Here is a 24,828-nt window from a genome sequence, read left to right as displayed (position 1 = left end):
GACAAGCACAGCAGATAACGGCAGGGATTTCAGAAGCGGCCGGGTCGGCCGGGACCGACCGCTTCGCCCGCGGCGCCGTCAGGCGCCCCCTCGGTCGTACCCTGGAGGTATGAGTACCGCCCCCGCCCCCGAGCCGCGCGATCCGATCGAGCCGAAGCCCGCGCTGGTCTTCGACGACCCGCTGAGCCGGCCCTCCTCGGACGACACGGATCGCGGGTGGGGCGAGCGGGCCGAGGGCGACAGCGCCGCCGATCTCAGGCGCTTCCTCGACGAGAAGCCGCCCCACCACATCTGAGCCGTCGGCTACGGCTCCTGGTACGTCCGAGCCGCCGTCTGCGACTCCTGGTGCACCCGAGCCGCCTGCTACGGCTCCCGGTGTCCGTTGCCGCGCTGAGCGACGAGCGCGTCGCGGATCTCCTTGAGGACCTCCAGCTCGGTGATCTCGATGACCTCGTGGGTGCCCTCCTTGGCCTTGCGCTGAGCCTCCTGCCGGGCCAGGTACTTCGACATCGGCAGGACCATCAGGAAGTAGACCACCGCCGCGGTAATCACGAAGCTGAGGGCGGCGCCCAGCACCGAACCCCACATCAACTGGATGCCCTTGTCCCCTGAGCAGCTGTCGCTCAGGCACGAGCTGTAGCTGTCGAGGTTCTGCGTGCCGATCGCGCCGACGAGCGGGTTGATGAGCCCCTTCACCACCGAGTTGACGATGTTCGTGAAGGCGGCGCCGATGACCACCGCGACTGCCAGATCGACGACGTTCCCGCGCATCAGGAAGGTCTTGAACCCCTGCCAGACGCTCGGTTCCTTCTTCTTCTCGCTCAACTCGGAGCCTCTTCTCGCACGCGTACGGTGTGGAACGAACAGCTCCGCAACCTACGTCAAGGCGTGGCCGCCGTGTCCAATTCGGTAGCTCGAACGAGGGACTTGACACGAATTCGCACATGCGCCGGAAGGCGCGGGTCACGATACGGAGAGCGCGGCTCAACACATCGTCACCGCCAGCCGTGCCGTGGCACTCGCACCGGCCAGCCGCGCCGCCGTTGCGCGCGGCACCGAGAGCACCACCAACGCCCCGCTGCCGGCCGCCTCGTCGAGCGGCTCGGGCACCTTCGTCACCCGCGCCCCGCGCGCGACCACCTCGGCGTCACCGCCCGCCGCCGTGTCCTGTGCCGCGATCACATCGACCCGGTCGCCGGACCGCAGCAGCCGGACCGTAGCGGCGTCGGCGATTCGCACCGGCGCCGACACCCACTCGACCGCCCGGCGCTGCTGCCGTGGCGGATCGGCCACCGGATGCCCGCGGGGTCGCTCGCCGTGCCGTGCCTCCGCCGCGTCACGCGGGCCGGCCGCGATGAGCGCGACCGCCGTCACCGCGAGCCCGGCGGCCACAGCCCGCCTCCGGTGCCGTAGCAGCCGGCGCAGTTGGTACCACCCGCCGCGCACCCGCACCGGCGCGAAGTGCGGCACCTCGCACGTGGCCGGAGCATCGGTGCCCAACGGGCGTGGAAAGGGAGGGGAGAGGGACATGTGGACCACCACCTGCGACGAGGGATCGGGTTTGCGGTCCCACGATGCGTGAATCCGTCAAGGCCTGCCGGAGCCCGTGTGCTACCCGCCGGTTGTGGACAACTCCCTCACCCGAACGGGAAGTTCCACAGCACGGCAGCCCTCACCGTCCCCTCCCCACGGTCCCCGTCTACGGCAGTTCGAACCCGGGATCCATCCCGCCCAGCGCGTTCGCGCACAGGCAGTCCCGTGCCTCGGTCTCCGGCAGCGCGGCCACCGTGTCGAACAACACGCCCCGCAGCCGGTCCACGTTGGCCGCGAACACCTGCAGCACCTCGTCGTGCGAGACGCCCTCGCCGGTCTCGGCGCCCGCGTCGAGGTCGGTGACCAGGGTCAACGAGGAGTAGCAGAGCTCCAGTTCACGGGCGAGCGGTGCCTCGGGGTGGCCGGTCATGCCGACCACGGACCAGCCCTGGGCCTGGTGCCAGAGGGATTCGGCGCGGGTCGAGAAACGCGGCCCCTCGACCACCACGAGCGTGCCGCCGTCGACCGGCTCCCAGTCCTGCCCGCGCGCCGCCTTCAACGCCGCGGCCCGGCCGGTCGGGCAGTAGGGGTCGGCCAGGGACACGTGCACGACGTTCGGCACCGTGCCGTCGGGCAGCGGCAGTCCGTCGAAGTACGTCGCCGCCCGGGACTTCGTACGGTCCACCAACTGGTCCGGTACCAGCAGCGTGCCCGGCCCGTACTCGGGGCGCAGCCCGCCCACGGCGCACGGACCGAGGACCTGGCGCACGCCCACGGAGCGCAACGCCCAGAGGTTGGCCCGGTAGTTGATGCGGTGCGGCGGCAGATGGTGGCCGTGCCCGTGCCGGGGCAGGAACGCCACCCGCCGGCCGGCGATCTCGCCGAGGAAGAGGGAGTCACTGGGTGGCCCATAGGGCGTGTCCACCTGGATCTCGGTCACGTCGTCCAGGAACGAGTAGAAGCCGGAGCCGCCGATTACGCCGATCTCTGCGTTCGCCATGACCGGCACACTAGCCGCCGCCGAAAAGGCGCAGGAACGGGCTCAGGAATCGGTACAGGAACTGGTGTGGAAACCTGCTCGGAAAACACCGAAGACCCTGTCGTCGTACGACGACAGGGTCCCGCGGTCGAGAAGTCCTGCGGGGTCTACGTGGGCTACGCGGCGGAGCTGCTGCTGCCCGACGAGGAGCCCGAGCTCGACGACTTCGACTTGGAGTCCGAGGACGAGGACGTGGTCGACGGCGTGGACGGCTTCGCGTCTGAGGACGTCGACGGCTTCGCGGTGGCCGGCGAGCTGCTCGACGAGGAGCCGCGGCTGTCGTTCCGGTAGAAACCGGAGCCCTTGAAGACAATGCCGACCGCGGAGAACACCTTCTTCAGGCGGCCACCGCAATTGGGGCACTCGGTCAGCGCGTCGTCGGTGAACTTCTGGACCGCTTCAAGGCCCTCGCCGCACTCGGTGCACTGGTACTGGTAGGTCGGCACTGTGTCTTCCTCCTGGCACTCTCAGTCAATGAGTGCTAACGAGCGTCCATAGTGACGTATTCCCGGGGATCAGTCCACTGCCACCGGCACGCGGTGACCGACGCCACGTGCCACGGTGCGGCTGTGGGGCCGGGTCGCGAGGTGCGACCGGAGCGCGATCAGGGTCCCCAGGGCGAGCACCGTACCGGCCATCGGCACCAGGAAACCGGCGCCGCCCCACAGGCGGTCCTCCAGCTGTCCGGCGACGGTGACGGCGGCGGCCTGGCCGAGGGCGACCGCGCCGGTCAGCCAGGTGAAGGCCTCGGTACGGGCGCCGGCCGGGACGAGCCCCTCGACCAGGGTGTAGCCGGTGATCAGGGCGGGCGCGATGCACATGCCGACCAGCAGACCGAGGCCGGCCAGGAGCAGTACCGAGTGGGCGGTCCACAGGGCGGACGCGGTCAGCGCGAGGGCCGCGTAGCCGACGAGGAGACGGCGCTGCGGGGCGACCTTCCAGGCGACGGCACCGCAGACGACCCCGGAGAGCATGTTGCCGGCGGCGAAGGTGCCGTAGAGGACGCCGTTGAGGCCGGGTTCGCCGATCGACTCGGTGAAGGCGGCCAGGGAGACCTGCATTCCGCCGAAGACGGAACCGATGCCCAGGAAGGTCACGATCAGCACACGCACTCCGGGGATGCGCAGTGCGGAAACGTGCTCCACGCGCGCGTGCCTGTCGGCGGTCACGGTGGGCTGGGTGCTCTTGCGGGCGGCGAACAGCAGACCGCCGACCAGGGTGAGCCCGGCCTCCGTGACCAGACCGGCCGCCGGGTTCACGGTGGTGCACAGGGCGGTCGCGAGCAACGGGCCGAAGACGAAGGTCAGTTCGTCGGTGACGGACTCGAAGGCGGCGGCGGTTGTCATGAGGGGCGAGTCCTGGAGCTTCACGCCCCAGCGGGCACGCACCATGGGCCCGATCTGCGGCACCGAGGCGCCCGTCGGCACAGCGGCCACGAACAGCGCCCACAGGGGAGCGTGACCGAGCGCGAGCGCGGTGAACGTCAGGCCTGACAGGGAGTGCACCAGGACGCCGGGGATCAGCACGGCCCGCTGCCCGTGGCGGTCGGCCAGGCGCCCGCTGTAGGGCGCGAAGAGGGCCATGGAGACGCCGGTGGCGGCCGCGGCGGCGCCCGCGGCGCCGTAGGAGCCGGTGGTGTGCTGCACGAGCAGCACGATGGAGATGGTGAGCATCGCGAACGGCTGGCGTGCCGCGAAGCCGGGAAGCAGGAACGTCCAGGCGCCGCGGGTGCGCAGCAGCTGCCCGTATCCAGGACGGGATCCCGTCCTGGAGGTGACCGTGGATTCCACGGCCCGTGCCTTTCTGCCGCCTGGTAGCGCGCCCTGTGCGGGGGGCGCCGAGCACTGTCCTCTTGCGCGGAACTGCGGTAGATACCGGTGCCCACTGCGGAGGAGGGATTCGGCCGCCATACGGTCGCGCCAGCACTGCGTCAGGCAGAGTTGGTTCGATCAGAATGTGCCTTCATCGTACAGGGAGCGAAGGCCGGTGGGCCTGTGAAAACAGGCGCCACGCGCGCGTTCACCTGCGATTGGTGAACGCGTGAACCGTACGAAACATGCCCTTAATGACTGGCCGTGGTGTTGTCCGTGCCCAGCCATCCCGCCAGCTTCCCGCCGCGACCCACCGCGCGCAGCCGCCGTTCGGCCGCGTCCCGGACCGGATCCGTCGCCACGACCAGGAGTTCGTCGCCGCGCCGCAGGACCGTCGAGGGCAGCGGAACAAACGATTTTCCGTCGCGTACGACCAGGGTCACCGCGGCCCCGGCCGGCAGCCGGAGTTCATTGACCTCGACGCCGTGCATTTTCGACTCCCCGGGGATCGCGACGGACAGCAGATGCCCGCGCAGCCGCTCCAGGGGCGCCGATTCGATACCGAGGTCGGCGGCCTCGGGCCCCTCGCCCAGCTTCAGCTTGCGCGCCAGCCAGGGCAGCGTCGGTCCCTGGACGAGGGTGTAGACGACGACCAGGACGAAGACGATGTTGAAGACGCGACGGCTGCCGGTGACACCGTTCACCATGGGGATCGTCGCCAGGATGATGGGCACGGCGCCGCGCAGCCCCGCCCAGGACATCAGCGTCTGCTCCTGCCAGGGCACCCGGAACGGTGTGAGGCTGACCACCACACTGAGCGGCCGGGCCACCATCGTCAGCACCAGGCCGATGATCAGCGCCGGCCAGACGTCGTCCCCCAGTTCGTGCGGGGTGACCAGCAGGCCGAGCAGGACGAACATGCCGATCTGGGCGATCCAGCCGAGCCCGTCGGCGAAACCGCGCGTCGCGGGCCAGTGGGGCAGCTTGGCGTTGCCGAGCATCATCGCGGCCAGATAGACCGCCAGGAAGCCGCTGCCGTGCGCCAGGGCGCCCGCCGCGTACGCGGTGACCGCGATGGCCAGCACGGCGATCGGGTAGAGGCCGGAGGCGGGCAGCGCCACGTGTCGCAGCCCCCAGGAGCCGAGCCAGCCCACGGCGAGGCCGATGGCCGCGCCGATGGCCAGCTCCAGGGCTATCTCGCCCACCAGCGCGTACCAGTGCACGACCGGGCCCGCGGTGGAGAAGGCGACGACCAGGATGACCACCGGGGCGTCGTTGAAGCCGGACTCGGCCTCCAAAGTGCCCGTCACGCGCGCGGGGAGGGGGATTCTGCGCAGCACGGAGAAGACCGCCGCCGCGTCCGTCGAGGACACCACCGCCCCGACGATGAACGCCTGCCGCCACTCCAGACCGACCAGGTAGTGCGCGCCCGCGGCCGTGACGCCGACACTCACCGCCACCCCTGCGAGCGCCAGCGTTGCGGCCGACGACAGGACCGGCCTGACCTCTGTCCACTTCGTGCCGAGGCCGCCCTCGGCAAGGATCACGACCAGGGCCGCGTATCCGATGACCTGGGTCAGCTCGGTGTTGTTGAAATGGATGTCGCCGACGCCGTCCTGGCCCATGGCGATGCCGATCCCCAGGTAGACGAGCAGGCTGGGGAGCCCGCTGCGCGAGGAGATCCGGACCGCCGCGACGGCGACGAGCAGGACGAGCGAGCAGACGAGCAGGAGCTGGTCGAGGTGGTGGACAGTCAGAAGGCTTCCCTTCCTCGGCTGACGCGCGTCCGGGGCGGCAGCACATGTACAGGGGACGCGAGGCTGCGGCGCCACGCATCCAAGTACTTCGTTACCTTACCTAACTCTTGACGCTTTCTTGACGCTTCCCGAGGCAAGATCGAACGCCCGTCCGCGCCGGTACCCGACTCCGCGTCAAGTCGCTCGGAAGCCTGCGCCTATGGTTGCTCCAGCGCTCAGTCAAAAGCACAGCCCGCCCTGCCGCTCGCGTTAGGACAGCAAGGACAGCGATGCCCCCCAACACCACCGCCTCATCGGGTCATAAGCCCGGCAAGTCCGGCAGGAAAAAGGGGCGCAAAGCCCGTCTATTGGTTCTCGTCCTGGTAATGGCCATCATCGGGGGCATCGCCTACGGCGCCTACTGGTCCGTCAGTACGGTCCGTGCCTCCCTGCCGCAGACCACGGGTTCGATCACCCTGGAAGGCCTGTCGGGGCCCGTCGACGTCAAGCGCGACAGTTACGGCATCCCGCAGATCTACGCGTCCTCCGACGCGGACCTGTTCATGGCGCAGGGCTACGTCCAGGCGCAGGACCGGTTCTACGAGATGGACGTGCGCCGGCACATGACGTCCGGGCGGCTGTCCGAGATGTTCGGCAAGAGCCAGGTCAAGGACGACGAGTTCCTGCGCACCCTGGGCTGGGACCGGGTCGCCAAGAAGGAGTACGACACCACGCTGTCGGCCTCCACGAAGAAGTACCTCCAGGCCTACGCCAAGGGGGTCAACGCCTACCTCCAGGGCAAGGACGGGAAAGACATCTCCCTGGAGTACGCGGCTCTCGGTTTCACCAACGACTACAAGCCCGAGAAGTGGACCCCGGTCGACTCGGTCTCGTGGCTCAAGGCGATGGCCTGGGACCTGCGCGGCAACATGCAGGACGAGATCGACCGCGCGCTGATGACCAGCCGCCTCGGCCCCCAGCAGATCGCGGACCTGTACCCGGAGTATCCGTACAGCCGCAACGAGCCGATCGTCACCGTGGGCGAGTACGACGAGTACACCAAGACGTTCAACGGCGGTGACGGCACCTCCAGCACGTCCACGAGCGGCACGACGGGTTCCACGTCGTCCTCGTCGGGTTCGGCCCTCACGAGCCAGCTCGCGGGCCTCTCGAACGTCCTGGACGACCTCCCGACGGCTGTCGGCGTGAACGGCCAGGGCATCGGCTCCAACTCGTGGGTCGTCGGCGGGGCGCACACCATCACCGGCAAGCCTCTGCTGGCCAACGACCCGCACCTGGAGGCGTCGCTGCCGTCCGTCTGGTACCAGATGGGCCTGCACTGCCGCGCGATCTCCAGCAAGTGCCAGTACGACGTCACCGGATACACCTTCGCGGGCATGCCCGGCGTCGTCATCGGCCACAACCAGGACATCGCCTGGGGCATGACCAACTCCGGGGTCGACACCACCGACCTCTACCTGGAGAAGCTGTCCGGCGACGGCTACCTGTACGACGGCACTACGAGGCCCTTCACGAGCCGCACCGAGACCATCAAGGTCGCCGGAGGCGCGTCCAAGAAGATCGTCGTCCGGGAGACCAACAACGGCCCGCTGCTGTCCGACCGCAACGACGAACTCGTCAAGGTCGGCAAGAAGGCCACCGTCGACACCGCGGCCCCGGACAGAGGCGACGGCTACGCGATCGCCCTGCGCTGGACCGCCGAGGACCCGGGCACCACCATGGACGCCGTCTTCGCCATCGACAAGGCGTCCGACTGGAGCGAGTTCCGCTCGGCGTCCACGAAGTTCGACGTGCCCTCGCAGAACCTCGTCTACGCCGACACCAAGAACAACATCGGCTACACGCTGCCCGGAAAGATCCCCGTGCGCGGGAAGGGCGACGGCTCGCTGCCGGTGCCCGGCTGGGACTCCAAGTACGACTGGACCGGCTACATCCCGCAGGCGGCCCTGCCGTACGAGTACAACCCGAAGCGCGGCTACATCGTCACCGCCAACCAGGCCGTGATCGACAAGGACAAGTACCCGTACACGCTCACCACAGACTGGGGTTACGGCACCCGTAGTCAGCGCATCACCGATCTGATCGAGTCGAAGATCGGCGGCGGAGGCAAGATCTCCACCGACGACATGCGGCAGATGCAGCTCGACGACAGCAGCGAGATCGCCAAGCTGCTCGTGCCCAAGCTGCTGAAGATCGACGAGCCCGACCCGGACGTGCGCCAGGCGCAGAAACTCCTGGAGGGCTGGGACTACACCCAGGACGCCGATTCGGCGGCCGCCGCCTACTTCAACTCGGTCTGGCGCAACATCCTCAAGCTCGCCTTCGGCAACAAGCTGCCCAAGGAACTGCGGGTCAAGGGCCAGTGCCTGTACGTCTCACCGGTCGACACCACGGGTCCCGCCGACGAGGACAACCAGAAGGTCCGCGAGTGCGGCGAACGCGACGCGGACCAGGCGCAGCCGGACGGCGGCGACCGCTGGTTCGAGGTCGTCCGCAAGCTCATGGACGACCCGAACAGCGACTGGTGGAAGACTCCCGCGTCGGGCACCCGCCCGGGCGCGACCAACATGAACCAGCTCTTCAAGCGCGCCATGATCGACGCCCGCTGGGAGCTGACCGCCAAGCTCGGCAAGGACATCGACACCTGGAGCTGGGGCCGGCTGCACCGCCTGTTCCTGAAGAACCAGACCCTGGGCACCGAGGGCCCCGCCATCGTCCAGTACATCCTCAACCGCGGCCCCTGGAAGCTCAGCGGCGGCGAGGCCACGGTCAACGCCACCGGCTGGAACGCGGCGGGCGGCTACGGAGTGGTCTGGGTGCCGTCGATGCGCATGGTGGTCAACCTGGACAACTTCGACAAGTCCAAGTGGATCAACCTCACCGGAGCCTCCGGGCACGCCTTCAGCGCGCACTACACCGACCAGACCGGCAAGTGGGTCAACGGCGAACTGTTGTCGTGGTCCTTCTCGTCCAAGGCGGTCGACAACAGCACGAGCGACACCCTGGTGCTGAAACCGTGAGCGGCTGACATCCGAAATGGCCCTCCACGCGCGCGTGGAGGGCCATTTCAGTTCCCCGGGAACCGGTGCACGCCGCTCGGTGTCACCGCCGCCCGCACCGGCCGGTCGTGCGCCTCGGTGGGGACATGCCCGACGACCTCGGAGTCGTACAGCAGCACCACCAGCGCGGGATGCGCGCCCGCCCGTTCCAGCCGCGCCAGCACGCGGTCGTACGACCCCCCGCCGCGCCCCAGCCGCATCCCGCGTCCGTCGACCGCCAGACCGGGCAGCAGGACGACGTCGGCGGCCGTCACGGCGTCCGGGCCGAGCCGCTTGCCGGACGGCTCGAACAGGGCCATCTTTCCGCCGTGTTGGACCTGGGAGAGCGAGCCCTCGCCGTCGTAGGCACCCCAGTCGAGGTCGTTGTCCGGGAGGAGCGCGGGGAGAAGGACGTCGATGTCCCGCGCGCGGAGTGCGTCCAGCAGGGCGAGCGTTCCCGGTTCGCCCCCCACGGAGACGTACGCCGCCACCGTGCGCGCGTGCGCCAGTTCGGGCAGCTCCAGCGCGCGGCCGGCCAGCGCGGCGGCGGCTTCCCGCACGTCACCGGCCGTCAACCTGTTCCTCACCGCGAGGAACTCTCGTCGCAACATTCGCTTGTCAGGCTCGTGTTCAGGTCCCAGGTGACGCACAGGTCCCACCCGTATCCTTTCCAATGTGCTCATATGAGAGCGTATTAACCGGAGCCACAGATTCTGCACAAAGGCACCGGATAGGGTTCGGACATGACTCAGTCGCACCCCAGGATCAGCAAGGCTGTCATTCCCGCAGCCGGTCTCGGCACCAGGTTCCTGCCGGCCACGAAAGCAACTCCCAAGGAGATGCTGCCGGTCGTGGACAAGCCCGCGATCCAGTACGTGGTCGAAGAGGCCGTGTCGGCGGGGCTCGACGACGTTCTCATGATCACCGGACGCAACAAGCGCCCTCTTGAGGACCACTTCGACCGCAACTACGAGCTCGAATCCGCCCTCCAGAAGAAGGGCGACGCGAGCCGGCTGGCCAAGGTCCAGGAGTCCAGCGACCTCGCGACCATGCACTACGTCCGCCAGGGCGACCCGAAGGGCCTCGGCCACGCGGTGCTGTGCGCGGCCCCGCACGTCGGCCACGAACCCTTCGCCGTCCTCCTCGGGGATGACCTGATCGACCCCCGGGACCCCCTTCTCGCGCGCATGGTCGAGGTCCAGGAGCAGCACGGCGGCAGCGTCGTCGCCCTCATGGAGGTCGCCCCCGAACAGATCCACCTCTACGGCTGCGCGGCCGTCGAGGCCACCGCGGACGACGACGTCGTCAAGGTCACCGGCCTGGTCGAGAAGCCGGAAGCGGCCGACGCCCCGTCGAACTACGCGATCATCGGCCGCTACGTCCTCGACCCCCACATCTTCGGCATACTGCGCAAGACCGAGCCCGGCCGCGGCGGCGAGATCCAACTCACCGACGCCCTCCAGCAATTGGCCGACGACGAGAAGGTCGGCGGACCGGTGCACGGCGTCGTCTTCAAGGGCCGCCGCTATGACACCGGCGACCGGGGCGACTATCTGCGTGCCATTGTCAGACTCGCGTGCGAACGTGAAGACCTGGGCCCGGACTTCCGCGCCTGGCTTCGCAGTTACGTAGCCGAGGAGATGTAGCAACGTTGAGCACCGCCGCGAACCGCACCACAGGACCCGACCACCTCTGGACGGTGGACGAGCACCTGGAGGACATCCTCGCGACCGTCCGCCCCCTGGAACCCATCGAGCTGCAACTGCTCGACGCCCAGGGCTGCGTCCTGGTCGAGGACATCACGGTGCCGGTCTCGCTCCCGCCCTTCGACAACAGCTCGATGGACGGCTACGCGGTGCGGGTCACGGACGTCGCGGGCGCGAGCGAGGAGTACCCGGCCGTCCTCACGGTCGTCGGCGACGTCGCGGCGGGCCAGGCCGAACCGCTCCACGTGGGCCCTGGTGAGGCCGCCCGCATCATGACCGGCGCCCCGCTCCCGCCCGGCGCCGAGGCCGTCGTCCCCGTGGAGTGGACCGACGGAGGCCTCGGCGGCGGCCCGGTCACCGGCATGCGCGCCCGCAGCCAGGCCCCCGAGGCGGCCGGCGGACACGTGCACGTGCACCGCTCGGCGGAGGCACGCGCGCACGTGCGCGCGATGGGCAGCGACGTGAAGGCGGGCGACCGCGCCCTGGACGCCGGCACGATCCTCGGCCCGCCGCAGATCGCCCTGCTCGCCGCCATCGGCCGCGGGACCGTCCGTGTCCGCCCGCGCCCGCGCGTGGTCGTCATGTCCACCGGCAGCGAACTCGTCCAGCCCGACGAGCAGTTGGGCGACGGCCAGATCTACGACTCCAACAGCTTCGCCCTCACCGCGGCCGCCCGCGACGCCGGTGCCATCGCCTACCGGGTCGGAGCCGTCGCCGACGACGCCGAGACCCTCCGCGACACCATCGAGGACCAGCTCGTCCGCGCCGACCTCCTGGTCACCACCGGCGGCGTGAGCGTCGGGGCGTACGACGTCGTCAAGGAAGCCCTGTCCTCCGTGGGCGACGAGGACGAGGAGGGCGCCGGGATCGACTTCCGCAAGCTCGCCATGCAGCCCGGCAAACCCCAGGGCTTCGGCACCATCGGCCCCGATCACATCCCGCTGCTCGCCCTCCCCGGCAACCCGGTGTCGTCGTACGTCTCCTTCGAGCTGTTCGCCCGCCCCGCGATCCGCACCCTGATGGGCCTCGACGACGTCCACCGCCCCAGGACCCGCGCCACCCTCACCACCGACAAGGCGCTGACCTCCCCGAAAGGGCGCAGACAATTCCTCCGCGGGACGTACGCCGACGGCGAGGTCACCCCCGTAGGGGGCGCCGGATCGCACCTGGTCGCGGCCCTCGCGCTGGCCGACGCGCTGATCGTCGTCCCCGAGGACGTCGAGTCCGTCGAACCCGGCACCGAGGTCGAGGTGGTCCTGCTCGGCTGAGTACTCCTGGTTGGCGGTACCGTGTCGCGCACAACACGCCCGGACCGGGAGCGCCACACAGCATGACTGAGCCTTTCCGGGGGGACACCCCCGGACCCTTTGAGCAGGACCGCCTCACACACATCGACGACGCCGGCGCAGCCCGGATGGTCGACGTGTCCGGCAAGGACGTGACCGCGCGCACCGCCACCGCCACCGGACGCGTCCTCGTCTCGCCCCGCGTGGTCGAACTCCTGCGCGGCGAGGGAGTCCCCAAGGGCGACGCCCTGGCCACCGCGCGCATCGCGGGGATCATGGGCGCCAAACGCACTCCCGATCTGATCCCGCTCTGCCACCCGTTGTCGGTGTCGGGTGTGAAACTGGACCTGTCGGTCGCGGACGACGCCGTACGGATCCGGGCCACCGTGAAGACGACGGACCGCACGGGTGTCGAGATGGAGGCCCTCACCGCGGTCTCCGTCGCCGCGCTCACCGTGATCGACATGGTCAAGGCGGTCGACAAGGGAGCGGTCATCACGGACGTACGCGTGGAGGAGAAGACGGGCGGCAAGTCGGGGGACTGGAGCCGGACATGAGTCCCGACGATCCGGCCGGCGGCGCGCTGCCCGCGCCGTACCGGGCACTGGTGGTCACCGCCTCCAACCGCGCCTCCTCCGGGGTCTACGAGGACAGGGGCGGCCCCTTGATCGCCGCCGGCCTCAAGGGCTTCGGCTTCGCGGTCGAGGGACCGCGGGTGGTCCCCGACGGCGAACCGGTGGAGGCCGCCCTGCGAGCCGCCGTAGCGGCCGGTTACGACGCGGTCGTCACCACCGGCGGCACCGGCCTCTCGCCCACCGACCGCACCCCGGAGGCCACCCGCGCGGTGATCGACTACGAGGTGCCGGGCATCGCCGAGGCCATCCGGGCGTTCGGTCGCGAGAAGGTGCCGACCGCGGCGCTCTCCCGGGGCCTGGCCGGAGTCGCCGGGCGCACACTCGTCGTCAACCTGCCGGGTTCCACCGGCGGGGTGAAGGACGGCCTCGCCGTCCTGGAACCCCTGCTGGCGCACGCCGTCGACCAGATCCGAGGCGGCGATCACCCCAGACCCGCCGACACCAGTGGGGGTGCGAGCTGAACAGCCCATCCTGGCCCGCCGTACTGGCGGACGGCGACATCGTCCTGAGGCCGATAAAACTCCGCGACCAGCGGGACTGGCGCGAGGTCAACCGGCGCAACCGGGACTGGCTGCGCCCCTGGGAGGCGACGATTCCGCCGCCCACCCCCAGTGGGCCGATCGCGCACCGGCCGACCTACCGGCAGATGGTCAGACACCTCCGCTCCGAGGCGAACTCGGGCCGGATGCTGCCGTTCGTCATCGAGTACCAGGGGCGCCTGGTCGGGCAGTTGACGGTCGCCGGGATCACCTGGGGCTCGATGTGCTCGGGCCACATCGGCTACTGGGTGGACGAGTCGGTGGCCGGGCGCGGAGTGATGCCGACGTCCGTGGCACTCGTCGTCGACCACTGTTTCCGTGCCGTGGGACTGCACCGCATCGAGGTCTGCATTCGCCCGGAGAACGGCCCCAGCCGCCGGGTCGTCGAGAAACTCGGATTCCGTGAGGAGGGGCTCAGGCCCCGTTATCTCCACATCGACGGCGCCTGGCGCGATCATCTCGTCTTCGCGCTCACCGCGGAAGAGGTCCCCGAAGGGTTGCTGGCCCGCTGGCAGCGGGCACGCTCCCGGAGCACACCGCACGACAATCCCGCGTAGCGGGGAGCCTGTTGGGCCCGGAAGCCCGGATCCCCAAAAATGGAATAAGTGTTCGAAAGTGATCGACGGATGACCACCTCGGGGCAATGAATTCGCCAACTCCGCGGCCTGTTGATCGCATCGGTCACAAAAAAAGCTCGAAATATCAGCCAGATCGTGCGACACACCGGCTCAATTGGCAGATGGCCTCACGCAAACCCCTCTACCGTGTGAGGCGTGAGCAGCAGCGGCCTCATCTACGCAGTCATTGTCGGGGCCTGGGCCGCCTACTTGGTGCCGATGTGGCTCCGTAGGCAGGACGAGCTGAACGAGGCCCGTCCGACGGAACGCTTCAGCACCGCCATCCGGCTGCTGTCCGGACGGGCGGGAATGGAGCGCCGGTACGCCAAGGACCTGCGGGCGCGCTCCACCGAGGAGGGGGAGTCCAGCGCCGTCGTGCCGGACGCCGTCACCGACTCGGTGGACGTCCGGGCCTTCGCCATGCCCCCGGCCCGTCCCCAGGTGCACGCGCAGGTCCGCCGACCGGGCCCGGACAGGTCGGAAGCGACGCGGGAACCGGAGCGCGAAGCGACCCGAGAGTCGGCGCGCGAACCCGCGCGTGAGCCGGGTCGTGAACCGGCGCGCGACGAGACCCGCGATCAGACCCGGGGTCAGGTCCGTGACCAAGCTCGGGACCAGGCCCGTGATCAGGCGGCCAAACCGGCACCCCAGCAAGCCTCCGTCCCCGCCCCTTCCTCCGCCCAGGCGTCCAAGTCCGCGCCCAAGACCGCACCCAAGTCGGCCCCCGCGTCCGCCCGTAGGCGCGTCCCGGTCGGGCGGCGTACGCCCGCCGAGGAGGCCGCCGCGGCGCGCGCCCGGCGTGTGAAGGTGCTCGCGCGCCGTCGACGTACCACTGTGATGCTCTTCCTCGCCTTCACGCTCGGCGCGATCGTCGCGGCGGTCGGCGGGCTCGCCCTGCTCTGGGCGCCCGGTGTGCCGGCGGTACTGCTCAGCGGGTACATCGCCTACCTGCGCTCCCAGGAACGCAGCCGCTTCGCCTACCAGATGGACCGCCGCCAGGCCGAGGTCGCCGCGCAGCGACTGCGGGAGCGTCAGCCGCGCCGGCGCGCGACCGTGGACGCCGGGATCGACGACACCGAGGAGGGACCCGAACCGGAGACGGACCCCGGGATGTCCGCCCTCGCCGCCGACCGCCGTGCCCTCGTCGAACAGACCGACCACGCCGAGTGGGTCGACCAACAGCGCGAACGTCAGCGCCGACCGGGCCAGGGCGACAGCTGGGACCCCGTACCGGTACCGCTGCCGACGTACGTCACCGCACCGGTCGCACCGCGCGCCACCTCCGACGTGGACCTCGGGGCGCCCGACGCGTGGAGCTCCGCGCGCTCCAGCACGGTGGCACCGGAGCAGGAGGCGCAGCCGACGGCACGGGACGAGGCCCGGGACGAGGAGGCGGAGGACCTGTCGGACGACGACAAGACGACGCCGGACGGCCGCACCGACGCCCGCCGCGCCGCCTCCGCCCGCCGGGCCCGCGAGCGGGGGCGCACCCCCCTGTTCGACCAGTACGAGGACGGCGAGCGGCCCCGCGCGGCCAACGAGTGACCAGGCAAGGAACGGATTTCCAAGCACCCTGAGGGGGATGCTAGAGTTTCACTCGTTGCAAGGGCCTGTGGCGCAGTCTGGTAGCGCACCTCGTTCGCATCGAGGGGGTCTGGGGTTCAAATCCCCACAGGTCCACCCAAGTAACGACGTCAGAACCCCGATCCCGAAACGGATCGGGGTTCTTCGTTTCGGCGGGTAGAGGGCCGTGCGGGCGTTGGATCGGGTCGCGGGGTCGGGGATCGATTCGGGGGTGCCGTTCGGCGCCTCAGTGGGGCACTGGTGGCCCCTGGGGGTGCGTCCCACCGTTCCGCCGACCATGACCGGTTCTGGGTCGGTTTCCGGGGCGTCAGCGATCTTGTTTTCCCTTCCGTCGGAGTCGGGCGCGAGAAGGTGGGCGAAGGTTTCGGTCAGGTCCACGCCGTGCTCCTGGTCGTCGACGATCCAGAAGCGGACGAAGACGGCTCGGTTGCGTTGGCGGCGGACGGTTGGCGGAGAGACCGACTTCGACGAGTTGCTGGGCGTAACAGAACACTCCGTTCACCTCGTGGTGCCGATGGTCGTGGTGGACGAGTTCGACCAACTCAAGCAGGGCACGGCTCCGCAAGCTGGGGGCGGGCGCGGTGCACGCTGGCCGTCCTCGACCGGCTGTTTCAGGCGAGCACCGAGCGCGCTGTACTGCGCAAGGCAGACGTTGAGGGGCAGCGCACCAGCCGTGTACGACGCTCTGTCCACGATTTCGTCATCGTTGGTCGACAGCCGCGTGTGCCCCGGTGGGTCACAAGCTGAGCATGCCGATCGGTGACGAGCCGGAGGAGCAGGCCACCAACAAGAAGAAGCCCCCGTCTAAAGGGCGAGGGGTTCAGGGGCGGGCCAGCCGCACGAATGGACAGATAGATACAAGCGGCATAAACGGGCCAGGTGGTCGCTAGCAGGGCGAGGTCCGTAGGGTTGCCGCGTCTCGCCGTGACTGTCGGGAGTGGTCGGTAGGATCGGCGCCGTGAGTGATCCGGATAAGGCCCAACTTACCGAGACAGAGATCCGCACCCGGTACATCACGCCCGCCCTGAGTGCCGCCGGCTGGCCCCTGACCTCGCTCCGCGAGGAGTACTACTACTTCTCGGCCGGACGCATTCAGGTGGTTGGCCAGAAGGGCGTTCGGAAAAGGCCCAAGAAGGTTGACTATCTGCTGGAGTGGCGTCCCAACCTGCCAATTGCCGTGGTGGAGGCCAAGGATAACAACCACGAGCCGGGTGACGGCATGCAGCAGGCCATTGAGTATGCCGAACAGCTCGATGTACCTTCCGTCTTCACGAGCAACGGCGACTCCTTCGTATGGCATGACCGGACGGGTTTTCGGGAAGAGGTCGAGACGGAAATCCCGCTCGATGCGTTTCCGTCACCCGCCGAGCTCTATGACATTTATAAACGGTGGAAGGGAATCGCGGACGCCGAAGAGCCGGTCATCGCAAGCCAGTTTTATGACGACGGGTCGGGGCGCAGGCCGCGTTATTACCAGCGCATTGCGGTCAACCGGACGATGGAATCCATCGCGAAGGAGGCTCGGCGGCTGCTACTCGTCATGGCAACCGGCACTGGCAAGACCTACACCGCCGCTCAAATCATCTGGCGGTTCATGGAATCCTTCAAGGCCATCAACCCTGGTAAGTCCCAGGCTCGGGTGTTGTTTCTGGCTGACCGCAATATCCTGATCGACCAGGCCATGATGAACGACTTCGCCATGTTCAAGGGGCGAATGGCGAAGCTCAGTTCCTCACGCGGTACCATTACGAAAGTTGCAAGCGCTGATGACTCGACCGGTGTAAAAAACAAGGCTGTCGACAAAAGCTTCGAGCTGTACTTCTCGCTCTACCAAGCTGTCAGTGGTACAGAAGAAGCAGACAACGTCTACAAGCAGTTCTCGTCGGACTTCTTCGACCTGGTGATCGTCGATGAGTGCCACCGGGGGAGTGCGAGGGAAGATAGCGCTTGGCGGGGCATCCTTGAATACTTCAGCTCTGCGATCCAGATCGGACTAACGGCAACACCCAGGGAAACAGAGACCGTCAGCAACAGCGACTACTTCGGCGACCCTCTCTATACCTACTCGTTGAAGCAAGGGATCGATGACGGCTATCTCGCCCCTTATAAAGTCATCCGTACTGCCCTTGACGTCGATACTTTCGGCTGGCGTCCCGAGGAAGGGCAAGTCGACGACTCGGGGACTCTGATTCCCGACCGGCACTATGCCGGCGATGACATCGACGACTCGATCGTATTTCCCGAGCGCGACAGGCGCGTTGCGGAGCGGATCACCGAGTATCTGAAGAGCACTGACAGGTACGCCAAGACGATCGTATTTTGCAGGGATATTCCGCACGCGAATCGGATGCGGCGAGTTCTGGCGAACCTCAACGCTGACGAAGTCCGTAAGGACTCCAGGTACGTCATGCAGATTACCGGCGATGACCAGCAGGGTAAGCAAGAACTCGACAACTTTATCGACCCAGAGATGACCTATCCAGTCATTGCGACCACCTCGAAGCTTCTCTCCACAGGGGTGGACGCACAAACATGCAAGCTCATTGTGCTGAACAGTAAAGTCGAGAGCATGACCGACTTCAAGCAGATGATCGGTCGCGGAACCCGTGTGCGAACGGACTACGACAAGTGGTTCTTTGTCGTCATGGACTTCAAGAACGTCACGAGGTTGTTCGCCGACGCACAATTCGACGGCGAGCCCGTCAAGGTGTATGAATTGCCGCCCGACGGCGCCATGGAAGACGCCGTCGAAGACCTGGATGATGTCAATGAGACCGAAAGCACCGATGAGGATGCTGACGTTCCGGATCAATGGGTGGAACGGCCGGGCAGCCGCAAGCCTCGGCGTAAGCGAATAGTGGTCAGTGGCCAGCAGGTCACCATCATCGGCGAGCAGGTGCAGTTGCTTGGGGCCGACGGCAAGCCGCTCACATCGAGTCTCAAGGAGTTCGTCCGCAAGAACCTGCTGGAGCGGTATCCGACCGTAGACGCCTTTGTGAATGTCTGGGTGGGCGCAGACCAGCGATCGTTGTTGCTCGACGAACTCTTGGACGCCGGGATCCCATTGGAAGATCTGGTGGAGCAGTCAGGCCTGGAGCTCGATCCGTTCGACATGGCGCTTGATGTTGCCTACGGACGTCAGCCAGTTGAGCGTCGGCATCGCGCCGAAGCGGTCCGCGCAAACGGCTACCTTGACAAATACAAGGGCCAGGCGCGCTTTGTGCTGGAGGCGTTGCTCGACAAGTACATCCAGTCAGGCATGCGATCGATCGAAGATATTGGGATCTTGCGGGTGGAGCCGTTCCGATCGATGGGCGGACCTATGGAGCTCATCCGGCCCTTTGGAGCCCGCGAAACCTACCTCAAGGCCGTGAATGACCTTGAGCGGCAGCTGTACCGGGCGGAGCAGTGATTTCCTCTACGCTGATCAAGTCCGTCCAGGACATCATGCGGCAGGACCAGGGCGTAGACGGTGACGCCCAGCGTCTGAGCCAGCTCGTGTGGATGATCTTCCTCAAGATTCTTGACGACACTGAGCGAGAACTGGAGTTGATGACCGACGGGTACGAGTCGGCCGTGCCGGCGAAGTACCAGTGGCGGTACTGGGCCGGGGACGAAGAGGGCCTCACCGGCGACGACCTCAACAACTTCGTCAACAACGACTTGTTTCCAGCTCTCCGGAAACTGCCTGCGGGGGTTAACCCTCGCACGCTGATCGTTCGTGAGGCTTTCGAAGACTCCTACAACTACATGAAGAGCGGCACGCTGCTCCGCCAGGTCATCAACAGAATCAACTCAATCGATTTCACGATTCGCGCTCACCGGTATCAGTTCAACGATCTCTATGAGAAGCTCCTCAAGGACTTGCAGAGCGCAGGAAATGCTGGCGAGTACTACACACCACGGGCGTTGACGCAGTTCATTGTGGAAATGGTGGATCCGAAGCTTGGGGAGATCGTGCTGGACCCGGCCTGCGGGACTGGCGGCTTCCTGGCCAACACCATCGACCATTTGCGCAAGCAGGTGAAGACCGGTGACGAAGAGACTCTGCTGCAATCCTCTCTACGAGGTATCGAGAAGAAGCAGCTACCGCACTTGCTCTGCTTGACCAACATGATCCTGCATGGCGTCGACGCTCCGACGGCGATTCGTCGGGCGAACACGCTAACCAGACCACTGCGGGACTACGGACCGGCGGACCGTGTGGACGTGATCGTCACCAACCCGCCCTTTGGTGGCATCGAGGAACCCGGGGTCGAGCAGAACTTCCCGCAGAAAGTCCGCACGCGAGAGACCGCGGATCTGTTCCTCGTGCTTATCATGAGGTTGCTTAAGCCTGGAGGCCGTGCAGGCGTCGTCCTGCCGCATGGAACACTGTTTGGTGAGGGTGTTAAGACCCGCATTAAAGAGCAGTTGCTAGAAGAATGCAATTTGCATACGGTTGTGCGGATTCCAAATAGTGCTTTCGCCCCGTACGCCAACATTGCCACAAATCTGCTCTTCTTCGCCAAGGGTGAGCCCACGAGGGAAATTTGGTTTTATGAGCATCCCCTTCCTCGGGCTCTAAAGAGCTACAGCAAGAGCAATCCCATGCGATCTGAGGAGTTCGATGAGGAGAGAGCGTGGTGGGGTGAGCGCAAAGAGTCGGAGCGGTCGTGGCGCGTTGGGATTGAACAAATCCGGGAACGCAATTTCAATCTTGCCGTAAATAATCCGAATTCCAACCTCGGCCAGAGGGAAAGCCTGGCTGAGCTGCTTGCTGATTATCGTCACAAGCAGCGCGAGGCGGCGCACACAATTGACGCCATCCGTGATCTGTTGAATCAGGCGTTGAAGACCTGTGAACGAAGAATTGTGGACGTTGACGAACTTCGACTCATGGTCGAGAGATTGGACGAAGTGGCCCGCATTCCCGGTGGTGTCGAGAGGATGCGAGATGCGGTCGTTGAGCTTGCTTTGACCGGGCATCTTGTTGAGTCGGAGCCTGGAGACGAGGCTGTTGACGACCTGATCGCGCGAATCGCGTCGGAGAAGCAAACTCTGGGTCTCAAGGGTGGAGTGCGTGCGCTAGAGACGGACAAATCTCTCGCTTTGCCTGATTCCTGGCGGCTTGTCTCGCTGGGGGACATCTTGGCTCACTGTCGGAATGGAACGTCGGCTAAGCCAAATGATGTGGGGGCTGGCTATCCGCTACTCCGGATCAGTGCGGCAACTTCCCGGCGAGACGGCGTTGTCGATCTTTCAGATCACAAGTTCACCGAATTGTCGGAGAGTCAGGCCGCCTCTTATTTTGTTCGCCCCGGCGACCTGCTAGCTTGTCGATTCAACGGTAATCTGCACTACGTCGGCAGGGTGTCGCAGGTGCCTCCTGTGGCAAATGGTCCTATCTTGCACCCAGACAAACTTATCTGCCTTCGGGCAATTCTTGTCTCGCACGCCTATCTCCGGCATGTGATGAATTCCAAGTTTGTCCGCAGGCAGATCGAGAGTGTCGCGGCTACAACCGCCGGAAACATCGGAATTAACGGAAAGCAGGTGAAGGCGCTCACCGTCCCGTTGGCGCCGCTGCTCGAACAGGGGCGTATTGCAAAGCGTCTGGATGAGGCGTTTGCTTTGCTTGATCGGCTTTCTCTGTTCGTTGCGTGAGACGTGGTGAACGAGGGGTCAGCCGCCGCGATTCCTGGGTTCTCCTTTCCGATGCGCGTCAATTCCTGGATGAGTTTGGTTCGCAGGTAGGTGCACGTAGACCTTTTCGTTGCCTTCGCTCTGCACCAACACGCGGTAACGCTTGGTGTGGAAGAGGAGGTCGACCAGCTCTGTTGCTGCCGTGGTGCCGTGGTGTCGTCGCGTGTCGATCGGGCACGCCGAGGATCAAGGCGTTACCGGCGATGATGTCTTCGTTGCGAAGGTCGAGCTTGTGCGCCCAAAGCAGAGCCGTAGCCCTGGGGTTGAACGGCAACCCGTCGAGCCTGCCTTCGTTGTTGAGGTGCATGGTCGCGGCCGGCCGTTCCAGGTTGAGTACCTGAAGATGGCCGCCGACCAGAGCACGGAACGCATCGACGTCCCGGCTTATTGAGTTGTTCCAGTCGCGCCGGTTCTGCCAAAGGTGAAGTGCCTACTCGGCCGCTCCGCCCTGCCGCTGACCGCTGACCGGTGGCCGGTTCGGCGGCTGCGGCTGTCGCTGCTTTGTCCCCGAACAGACCCCGAATTGACCCTGAATTGACCCTGAACAGGCTGAATGGGGCCTCGAACGCATCGCCCCCGTCGACTCAGCCTCAGCCACCGGCACCATCGCCGACGCCCACGTCTACCGCAACGACCACATCCCCATGGAGGCCAGCGGCGGCATCGGCGTCCTTGCCACCGGACTCGGCCTCCCCGCCACCGTCGGCCTGCGCCTGGCGGCCAGCAGCTGGCTCAACGCCGCGCAGGCCCGCTACCCGGCCGTCGTACTGGGCGCCGCCACGGCCGAACTCCTCGGCATCACCCGCCCCGGGAACCGGATCTGGCTCGGCGGCCAGTGGTTCACCGTCAGCGGCATCCTGCACCGGGCGCCGCTCGCCCCGGAGTTGGACACCTCCGCCCTGGTCGGCTGGGGCGCCGCGAAACGCCTGCTCGGCTTCGACGGCAGGCCCACCCAGATCTACCTCCGCAGCGCGGACAGCGAGGTCGGCCAGGTCCGCGACGTCCGCGCGGCCACCGTCAACCCCGAGAACCCCAGCGAGGTCACCGTCTCCCGCCCCTCCGACGCCCGCACTGCCAAGCAGGCCGCCGACAACGCCTTCACCGGACTGCTCGTCGGCATCGGCGGCATCGCCCTGCTCGTGGGCGGTGTCGGCGTGGCCAACACCATGGTCATCGCCGTCCTGGAACGACGCGGCGAGATCGGCCTGCGCCGTTCCCTGGGCGCCACCCGCGCCCAGATCCGCACCCAGTTCCTGACCGAGTCCGTCCTGCTGTCCGCCCTCGGCGGGGCGAGCGGCGCCGCCCTCGGTGCCGTGGCCTCGGCGGGCTACGCCGTCCACCAGAGCTGGCAGGTCGTCATACCCCCGTGGGCCCCGGCCGTCGGCGTCGGCGCCACGATCGCCGTCGGCGCCCTCGCCAGCCTGTGGCCCGCAGTCCGCGCCGCCCGCCTCGCTCCCCGGGAGGCCCTCTCCGGCCCGTAGCGGATCACGGGCGAAGGGAACCTTTCCGCTCCCGGCAGGTATGGCTGCCCCTACCCCCGTCCCACCCCCTGGACCCCTGTCCCCCAACTGCCCCGCCTCCTACGGTGATCCGCATGCGTACCGTGTGGCAGGCCCTGGCGAGGCGCGGTTTTCTGTGGTCGGTGTGGCCCTGGCGGGCCGTGCTGTATCTCGGGAGCGGAGTTCCGGCCGGGGCCGTCGTGCTGGTGCTGTTGCTGGCCGGGGTGGTCGGCGGGGGTGTGCTGGCCGTCGTCCTGGTGGGGATACCGCTGCTCGTGCTGACCGCGCTCGCCGGGATACCCGTCGCCGCCGCCGAGCGGTACCGGCTGCGGCTCGTCGACCGGGAACCGGTGCCCAGCCCGCACCGGGTGCCGGACCGGCCGGGGCTGCGCGGCCTGCTGACGACCCGGCTGCGCGAGCAGGCGACCTGGCGGGAGTTGGCGTACACGCTGCTGTTCGCGCTGGTGCTGTGGCCGCTCGACGCGTTCGCGCTCGTGGTCGGGCTCGGCGGCCCGCTGGCCATGCTGGGCACGCCCGCGCTGATGGGGGACGGCGAGGTGAAGGTGCTCAAGTTGTGGACAGTCACCACCTGGCCGTCCGCCGCCGGGGGCGCCGTCCTCGGGCTCGTGCTGCTGGCGCCCGGGCTCTACGCCCTCGGGGTCGTCGCCGGAGCACGCGCCGGGCTGACGCGACTTCTGCTGGAGCCGGGACAGCAGGACTTGGGGCTTCGGGTTGTCGAACTCGCCCGCTCCCGGCTGCGGTTGGTCGACGCCTTCGAGGCCGAGCGTCGCCGCATCGAGCGCGACCTGCACGACGGCGCCCAACAACGGCTGGTCGCCCTCACCGTGACCCTCGGCCTCGCCCGTCTCGACGCCCCGCCCGGCCCCCTCGCCGACCAACTCGCCAAGGCCCACGACGAGGCCGGACGCGCCCTCGCCGAACTCCGCGAACTGATCCACGGCATCCATCCCCGCGTCCTCGTCGACTACGGCCTCGAAGCCGCCGTCGCCGACGCCGCCGACCGCGGTGCCGTACCCGTGGACCTCGAACTCGACCTGCCCGAACGGCTACCGCCCGCCGTCGAGGCCACCGCCTACTTCGTCGTCTGCGAGGCACTCGCCAACATCGACCGGCACAGCGGCGCCACCCGGGCCGGGGTGCGGGGCGGCCACCGGGACGGACGGCTGGTGCTGGAGGTGTACGACGACGGGTGCGGGGGCGCGGACGCGGGGCGGGGGAGCGGGCTGACCGGGCTCGGGGACCGGGTGTCAGTGCTGGGTGGTTCACTTCAGGTGTCGAGTCCGGTGGGCGGTCCGACGGTCCTGCGGGTGGACATCCCGTGCGCGGACACTCCGTGCGCGGGCATTCCGCGCGATGGCAGTCCACGCGCGGGCATTTCCTGCGGTGCGGAGGGGGAACGGGGGGAGTGATGGTCGAGGGGGAGCGGTCGGCGCTACGCGTCGTGCTGGCCGAGGACAGTGTGTTGTTGCGGGACGGGATCGTCGCGCTGCTCGCCCGGTTCGGGCACGAGGCGGTGGCCGCGGTCGGGGACGCGGACGCCCTGGTGGCCGCCGTCGCCGAGCACGCGCCGGACATCGTGGTGACGGACGTACGGATGCCACCCGGCTTCCAGGACGAGGGCCTGCGCGCGGCGGTGCGGCTGCGCGCGGAGCGCCCGGGACTGCCGGTGCTGGTGCTCAGCCAGTACGTGCAGCGCGCCTACGCCGCCGAGCTCCTCGACTCCGGAGACGGCACCGGCGTCGGCTATCTGCTCAAGGACCGGGTCGGCCAGGTCGAGGAGTTCGTGGCCGCGCTGACCGAGGTCGCGGCCGGCGGCACGGTCGTCGACCCGGAGGTCGTACGGCGGTTGCTGCGTCGGCGCCGTGATCCGCTGGCCGGGCTGACCCCGCGCGAGCGGGAGGTGCTGGGGCTGGTCGCGCAGGGCCGGTCCAACGGCGCGATAGCCCGCGAGCTGGTGGTCACCGAGGCCGCCGTCGGCAAGCACATAGGCAGCATCCTCGCCAAGCTGGACCTGCCGCCGGCGGACGACGCGCACCGCAGGGTGCTGGCCGTGCTCACCTACCTGAGAAGCTGACCGG

20 protein-coding genes, 1 tRNA gene and 1 pseudogene are annotated in these 24,828 nt (G+C 67.7%); 14 read left to right on the top strand and 8 right to left on the bottom strand.

Going from position 1 to position 24,828, the window contains the following annotated elements:
• Positions 1 to 109: 109 nt before the first annotated feature.
• Positions 110 to 295: a hypothetical protein gene (locus ACWIHT_RS39140; protein WP_200715036.1), complete on the top strand. Its 186-nt coding sequence runs from the start codon at positions 110 to 112 to the stop codon at positions 293 to 295.
• A gap of 68 nt (positions 296 to 363) precedes the next feature.
• Here the strand turns inward: ACWIHT_RS39140 and mscL are convergent, their stop codons facing one another.
• From mscL to ACWIHT_RS39110, 6 genes are all read right to left on the bottom strand, one after another.
• Entirely contained in the window at positions 364 to 825 is a 462-nt protein-coding gene (mscL, locus tag ACWIHT_RS39135) for a large conductance mechanosensitive channel protein MscL (protein WP_200715037.1), read from the bottom strand.
• Between the two features lie 159 nt (positions 826 to 984).
• Complete coding sequence (locus ACWIHT_RS39130) at positions 985 to 1,530, bottom strand: hypothetical protein (protein WP_456173279.1); 546 nt, start codon at positions 1,528 to 1,530, stop codon at positions 985 to 987.
• Between the two features lie 169 nt (positions 1,531 to 1,699).
• Positions 1,700 to 2,533, bottom strand: coding sequence for an S-methyl-5'-thioadenosine phosphorylase (locus ACWIHT_RS39125; protein ID WP_456173278.1), 834 nt, complete (start codon positions 2,531 to 2,533; stop codon positions 1,700 to 1,702).
• Positions 2,534 to 2,688: 155 nt separating this feature from the next.
• The gene (locus tag ACWIHT_RS39120) at positions 2,689 to 3,018 is read right to left on the bottom strand and encodes an FmdB family zinc ribbon protein (protein ID WP_456173276.1); all 330 of its coding nucleotides are present in this window, start codon (positions 3,016 to 3,018) and stop codon (positions 2,689 to 2,691) included.
• A 69-nt stretch (positions 3,019 to 3,087) separates the two neighbouring features.
• The gene (locus tag ACWIHT_RS39115) at positions 3,088 to 4,362 is read right to left on the bottom strand and encodes an MFS transporter (protein ID WP_456173275.1); all 1,275 of its coding nucleotides are present in this window, start codon (positions 4,360 to 4,362) and stop codon (positions 3,088 to 3,090) included.
• 272 nt (positions 4,363 to 4,634) lie between these two features.
• Positions 4,635 to 6,215 (bottom strand): potassium/proton antiporter, encoded by a 1,581-nt coding sequence (locus tag ACWIHT_RS39110; RefSeq protein WP_456173274.1) that lies wholly within the window; start codon positions 6,213 to 6,215, stop codon positions 4,635 to 4,637.
• A gap of 194 nt (positions 6,216 to 6,409) precedes the next feature.
• On the opposite strand from ACWIHT_RS39110, the gene ACWIHT_RS39105 reads away from it, so the two are divergent.
• Positions 6,410 to 9,160 (top strand): penicillin acylase family protein, encoded by a 2,751-nt coding sequence (locus tag ACWIHT_RS39105; protein WP_456173273.1) that lies wholly within the window; start codon positions 6,410 to 6,412, stop codon positions 9,158 to 9,160.
• 47 nt (positions 9,161 to 9,207) lie between these two features.
• Here the strand turns inward: ACWIHT_RS39105 and ACWIHT_RS39100 are convergent, their stop codons facing one another.
• Complete coding sequence (locus tag ACWIHT_RS39100) at positions 9,208 to 9,789, bottom strand: 5-formyltetrahydrofolate cyclo-ligase (RefSeq protein WP_456173272.1); 582 nt, start codon at positions 9,787 to 9,789, stop codon at positions 9,208 to 9,210.
• Between the two features lie 132 nt (positions 9,790 to 9,921).
• Between ACWIHT_RS39100 and galU the strand changes: the two genes are divergently transcribed.
• From galU to ACWIHT_RS39055, 9 genes are all read left to right on the top strand, one after another.
• Positions 9,922 to 10,824 (top strand): UTP--glucose-1-phosphate uridylyltransferase GalU, encoded by a 903-nt coding sequence (gene galU, locus ACWIHT_RS39095; RefSeq protein WP_026178193.1) that lies wholly within the window; start codon positions 9,922 to 9,924, stop codon positions 10,822 to 10,824.
• A 5-nt stretch (positions 10,825 to 10,829) separates the two neighbouring features.
• Positions 10,830 to 12,152 (top strand): molybdotransferase-like divisome protein Glp, encoded by a 1,323-nt coding sequence (gene glp / locus ACWIHT_RS39090; protein WP_456173271.1) that lies wholly within the window; start codon positions 10,830 to 10,832, stop codon positions 12,150 to 12,152.
• A 62-nt stretch (positions 12,153 to 12,214) separates the two neighbouring features.
• Positions 12,215 to 12,727, top strand: a complete 513-nt coding sequence (gene moaC, locus ACWIHT_RS39085; RefSeq protein WP_456173270.1) for a cyclic pyranopterin monophosphate synthase MoaC — start codon at positions 12,215 to 12,217, stop codon at positions 12,725 to 12,727.
• The gene (locus tag ACWIHT_RS39080; RefSeq protein WP_456173269.1) at positions 12,724 to 13,266 is read left to right on the top strand and encodes a MogA/MoaB family molybdenum cofactor biosynthesis protein; all 543 of its coding nucleotides are present in this window, start codon (positions 12,724 to 12,726) and stop codon (positions 13,264 to 13,266) included. The genes moaC and ACWIHT_RS39080 overlap by 4 nt, the downstream gene beginning before the upstream one ends.
• Positions 13,263 to 13,901 (top strand): GNAT family N-acetyltransferase, encoded by a 639-nt coding sequence (locus ACWIHT_RS39075; protein WP_317888006.1) that lies wholly within the window; start codon positions 13,263 to 13,265, stop codon positions 13,899 to 13,901. The genes ACWIHT_RS39080 and ACWIHT_RS39075 overlap by 4 nt, the downstream gene beginning before the upstream one ends.
• Before the next feature lie 216 nt (positions 13,902 to 14,117).
• Complete coding sequence (gene sepX, locus ACWIHT_RS39070) at positions 14,118 to 15,506, top strand: divisome protein SepX/GlpR (RefSeq protein WP_456173268.1); 1,389 nt, start codon at positions 14,118 to 14,120, stop codon at positions 15,504 to 15,506.
• 61 nt (positions 15,507 to 15,567) lie between these two features.
• Positions 15,568 to 15,641, top strand: a tRNA-Ala gene (locus ACWIHT_RS39065).
• 862 nt (positions 15,642 to 16,503) lie between these two features.
• Positions 16,504 to 18,957, top strand: a complete 2,454-nt coding sequence (hsdR, locus tag ACWIHT_RS39060; RefSeq protein WP_456173267.1) for an EcoAI/FtnUII family type I restriction enzme subunit R — start codon at positions 16,504 to 16,506, stop codon at positions 18,955 to 18,957.
• A complete protein-coding gene (locus ACWIHT_RS39055; protein WP_456173266.1) occupies positions 18,954 to 21,191 on the top strand; it encodes an N-6 DNA methylase in 2,238 nt (745 codons plus the stop codon). Before hsdR ends, ACWIHT_RS39055 begins: the two co-directional genes overlap by 4 nt.
• Before the next feature lie 58 nt (positions 21,192 to 21,249).
• Here ACWIHT_RS39055 and ACWIHT_RS39050 read toward each other — a convergent pair whose 3' ends face one another.
• Entirely contained in the window at positions 21,250 to 21,588 is a 339-nt protein-coding gene (locus tag ACWIHT_RS39050) for a DUF3846 domain-containing protein (RefSeq protein ID WP_456173324.1), read from the bottom strand.
• Positions 21,589 to 21,769: 181 nt separating this feature from the next.
• Here ACWIHT_RS39050 and ACWIHT_RS39045 point away from each other — a divergent pair.
• The 3 genes and pseudogenes from ACWIHT_RS39045 to ACWIHT_RS39035 form a co-directional block, all read left to right on the top strand.
• Positions 21,770 to 22,711: pseudogene (locus ACWIHT_RS39045) on the top strand (ABC transporter permease); the annotation flags it as partial.
• Positions 22,712 to 22,824: 113 nt separating this feature from the next.
• The gene (locus ACWIHT_RS39040; protein WP_456173265.1) at positions 22,825 to 24,159 is read left to right on the top strand and encodes a sensor histidine kinase; all 1,335 of its coding nucleotides are present in this window, start codon (positions 22,825 to 22,827) and stop codon (positions 24,157 to 24,159) included.
• The gene (locus tag ACWIHT_RS39035) at positions 24,159 to 24,824 is read left to right on the top strand and encodes a response regulator (RefSeq protein WP_456173323.1); all 666 of its coding nucleotides are present in this window, start codon (positions 24,159 to 24,161) and stop codon (positions 24,822 to 24,824) included. The genes ACWIHT_RS39040 and ACWIHT_RS39035 overlap by 1 nt, the downstream gene beginning before the upstream one ends.
• The last annotated feature ends 4 nt before the right edge of the window (positions 24,825 to 24,828 follow it).

The organism is Streptomyces sp. NPDC002276, from assembly GCF_053891435.1.
The sequence above is the reverse complement of the archived record's forward strand: the minus strand, read 5'-3'. Positions and strand labels throughout refer to the sequence as shown.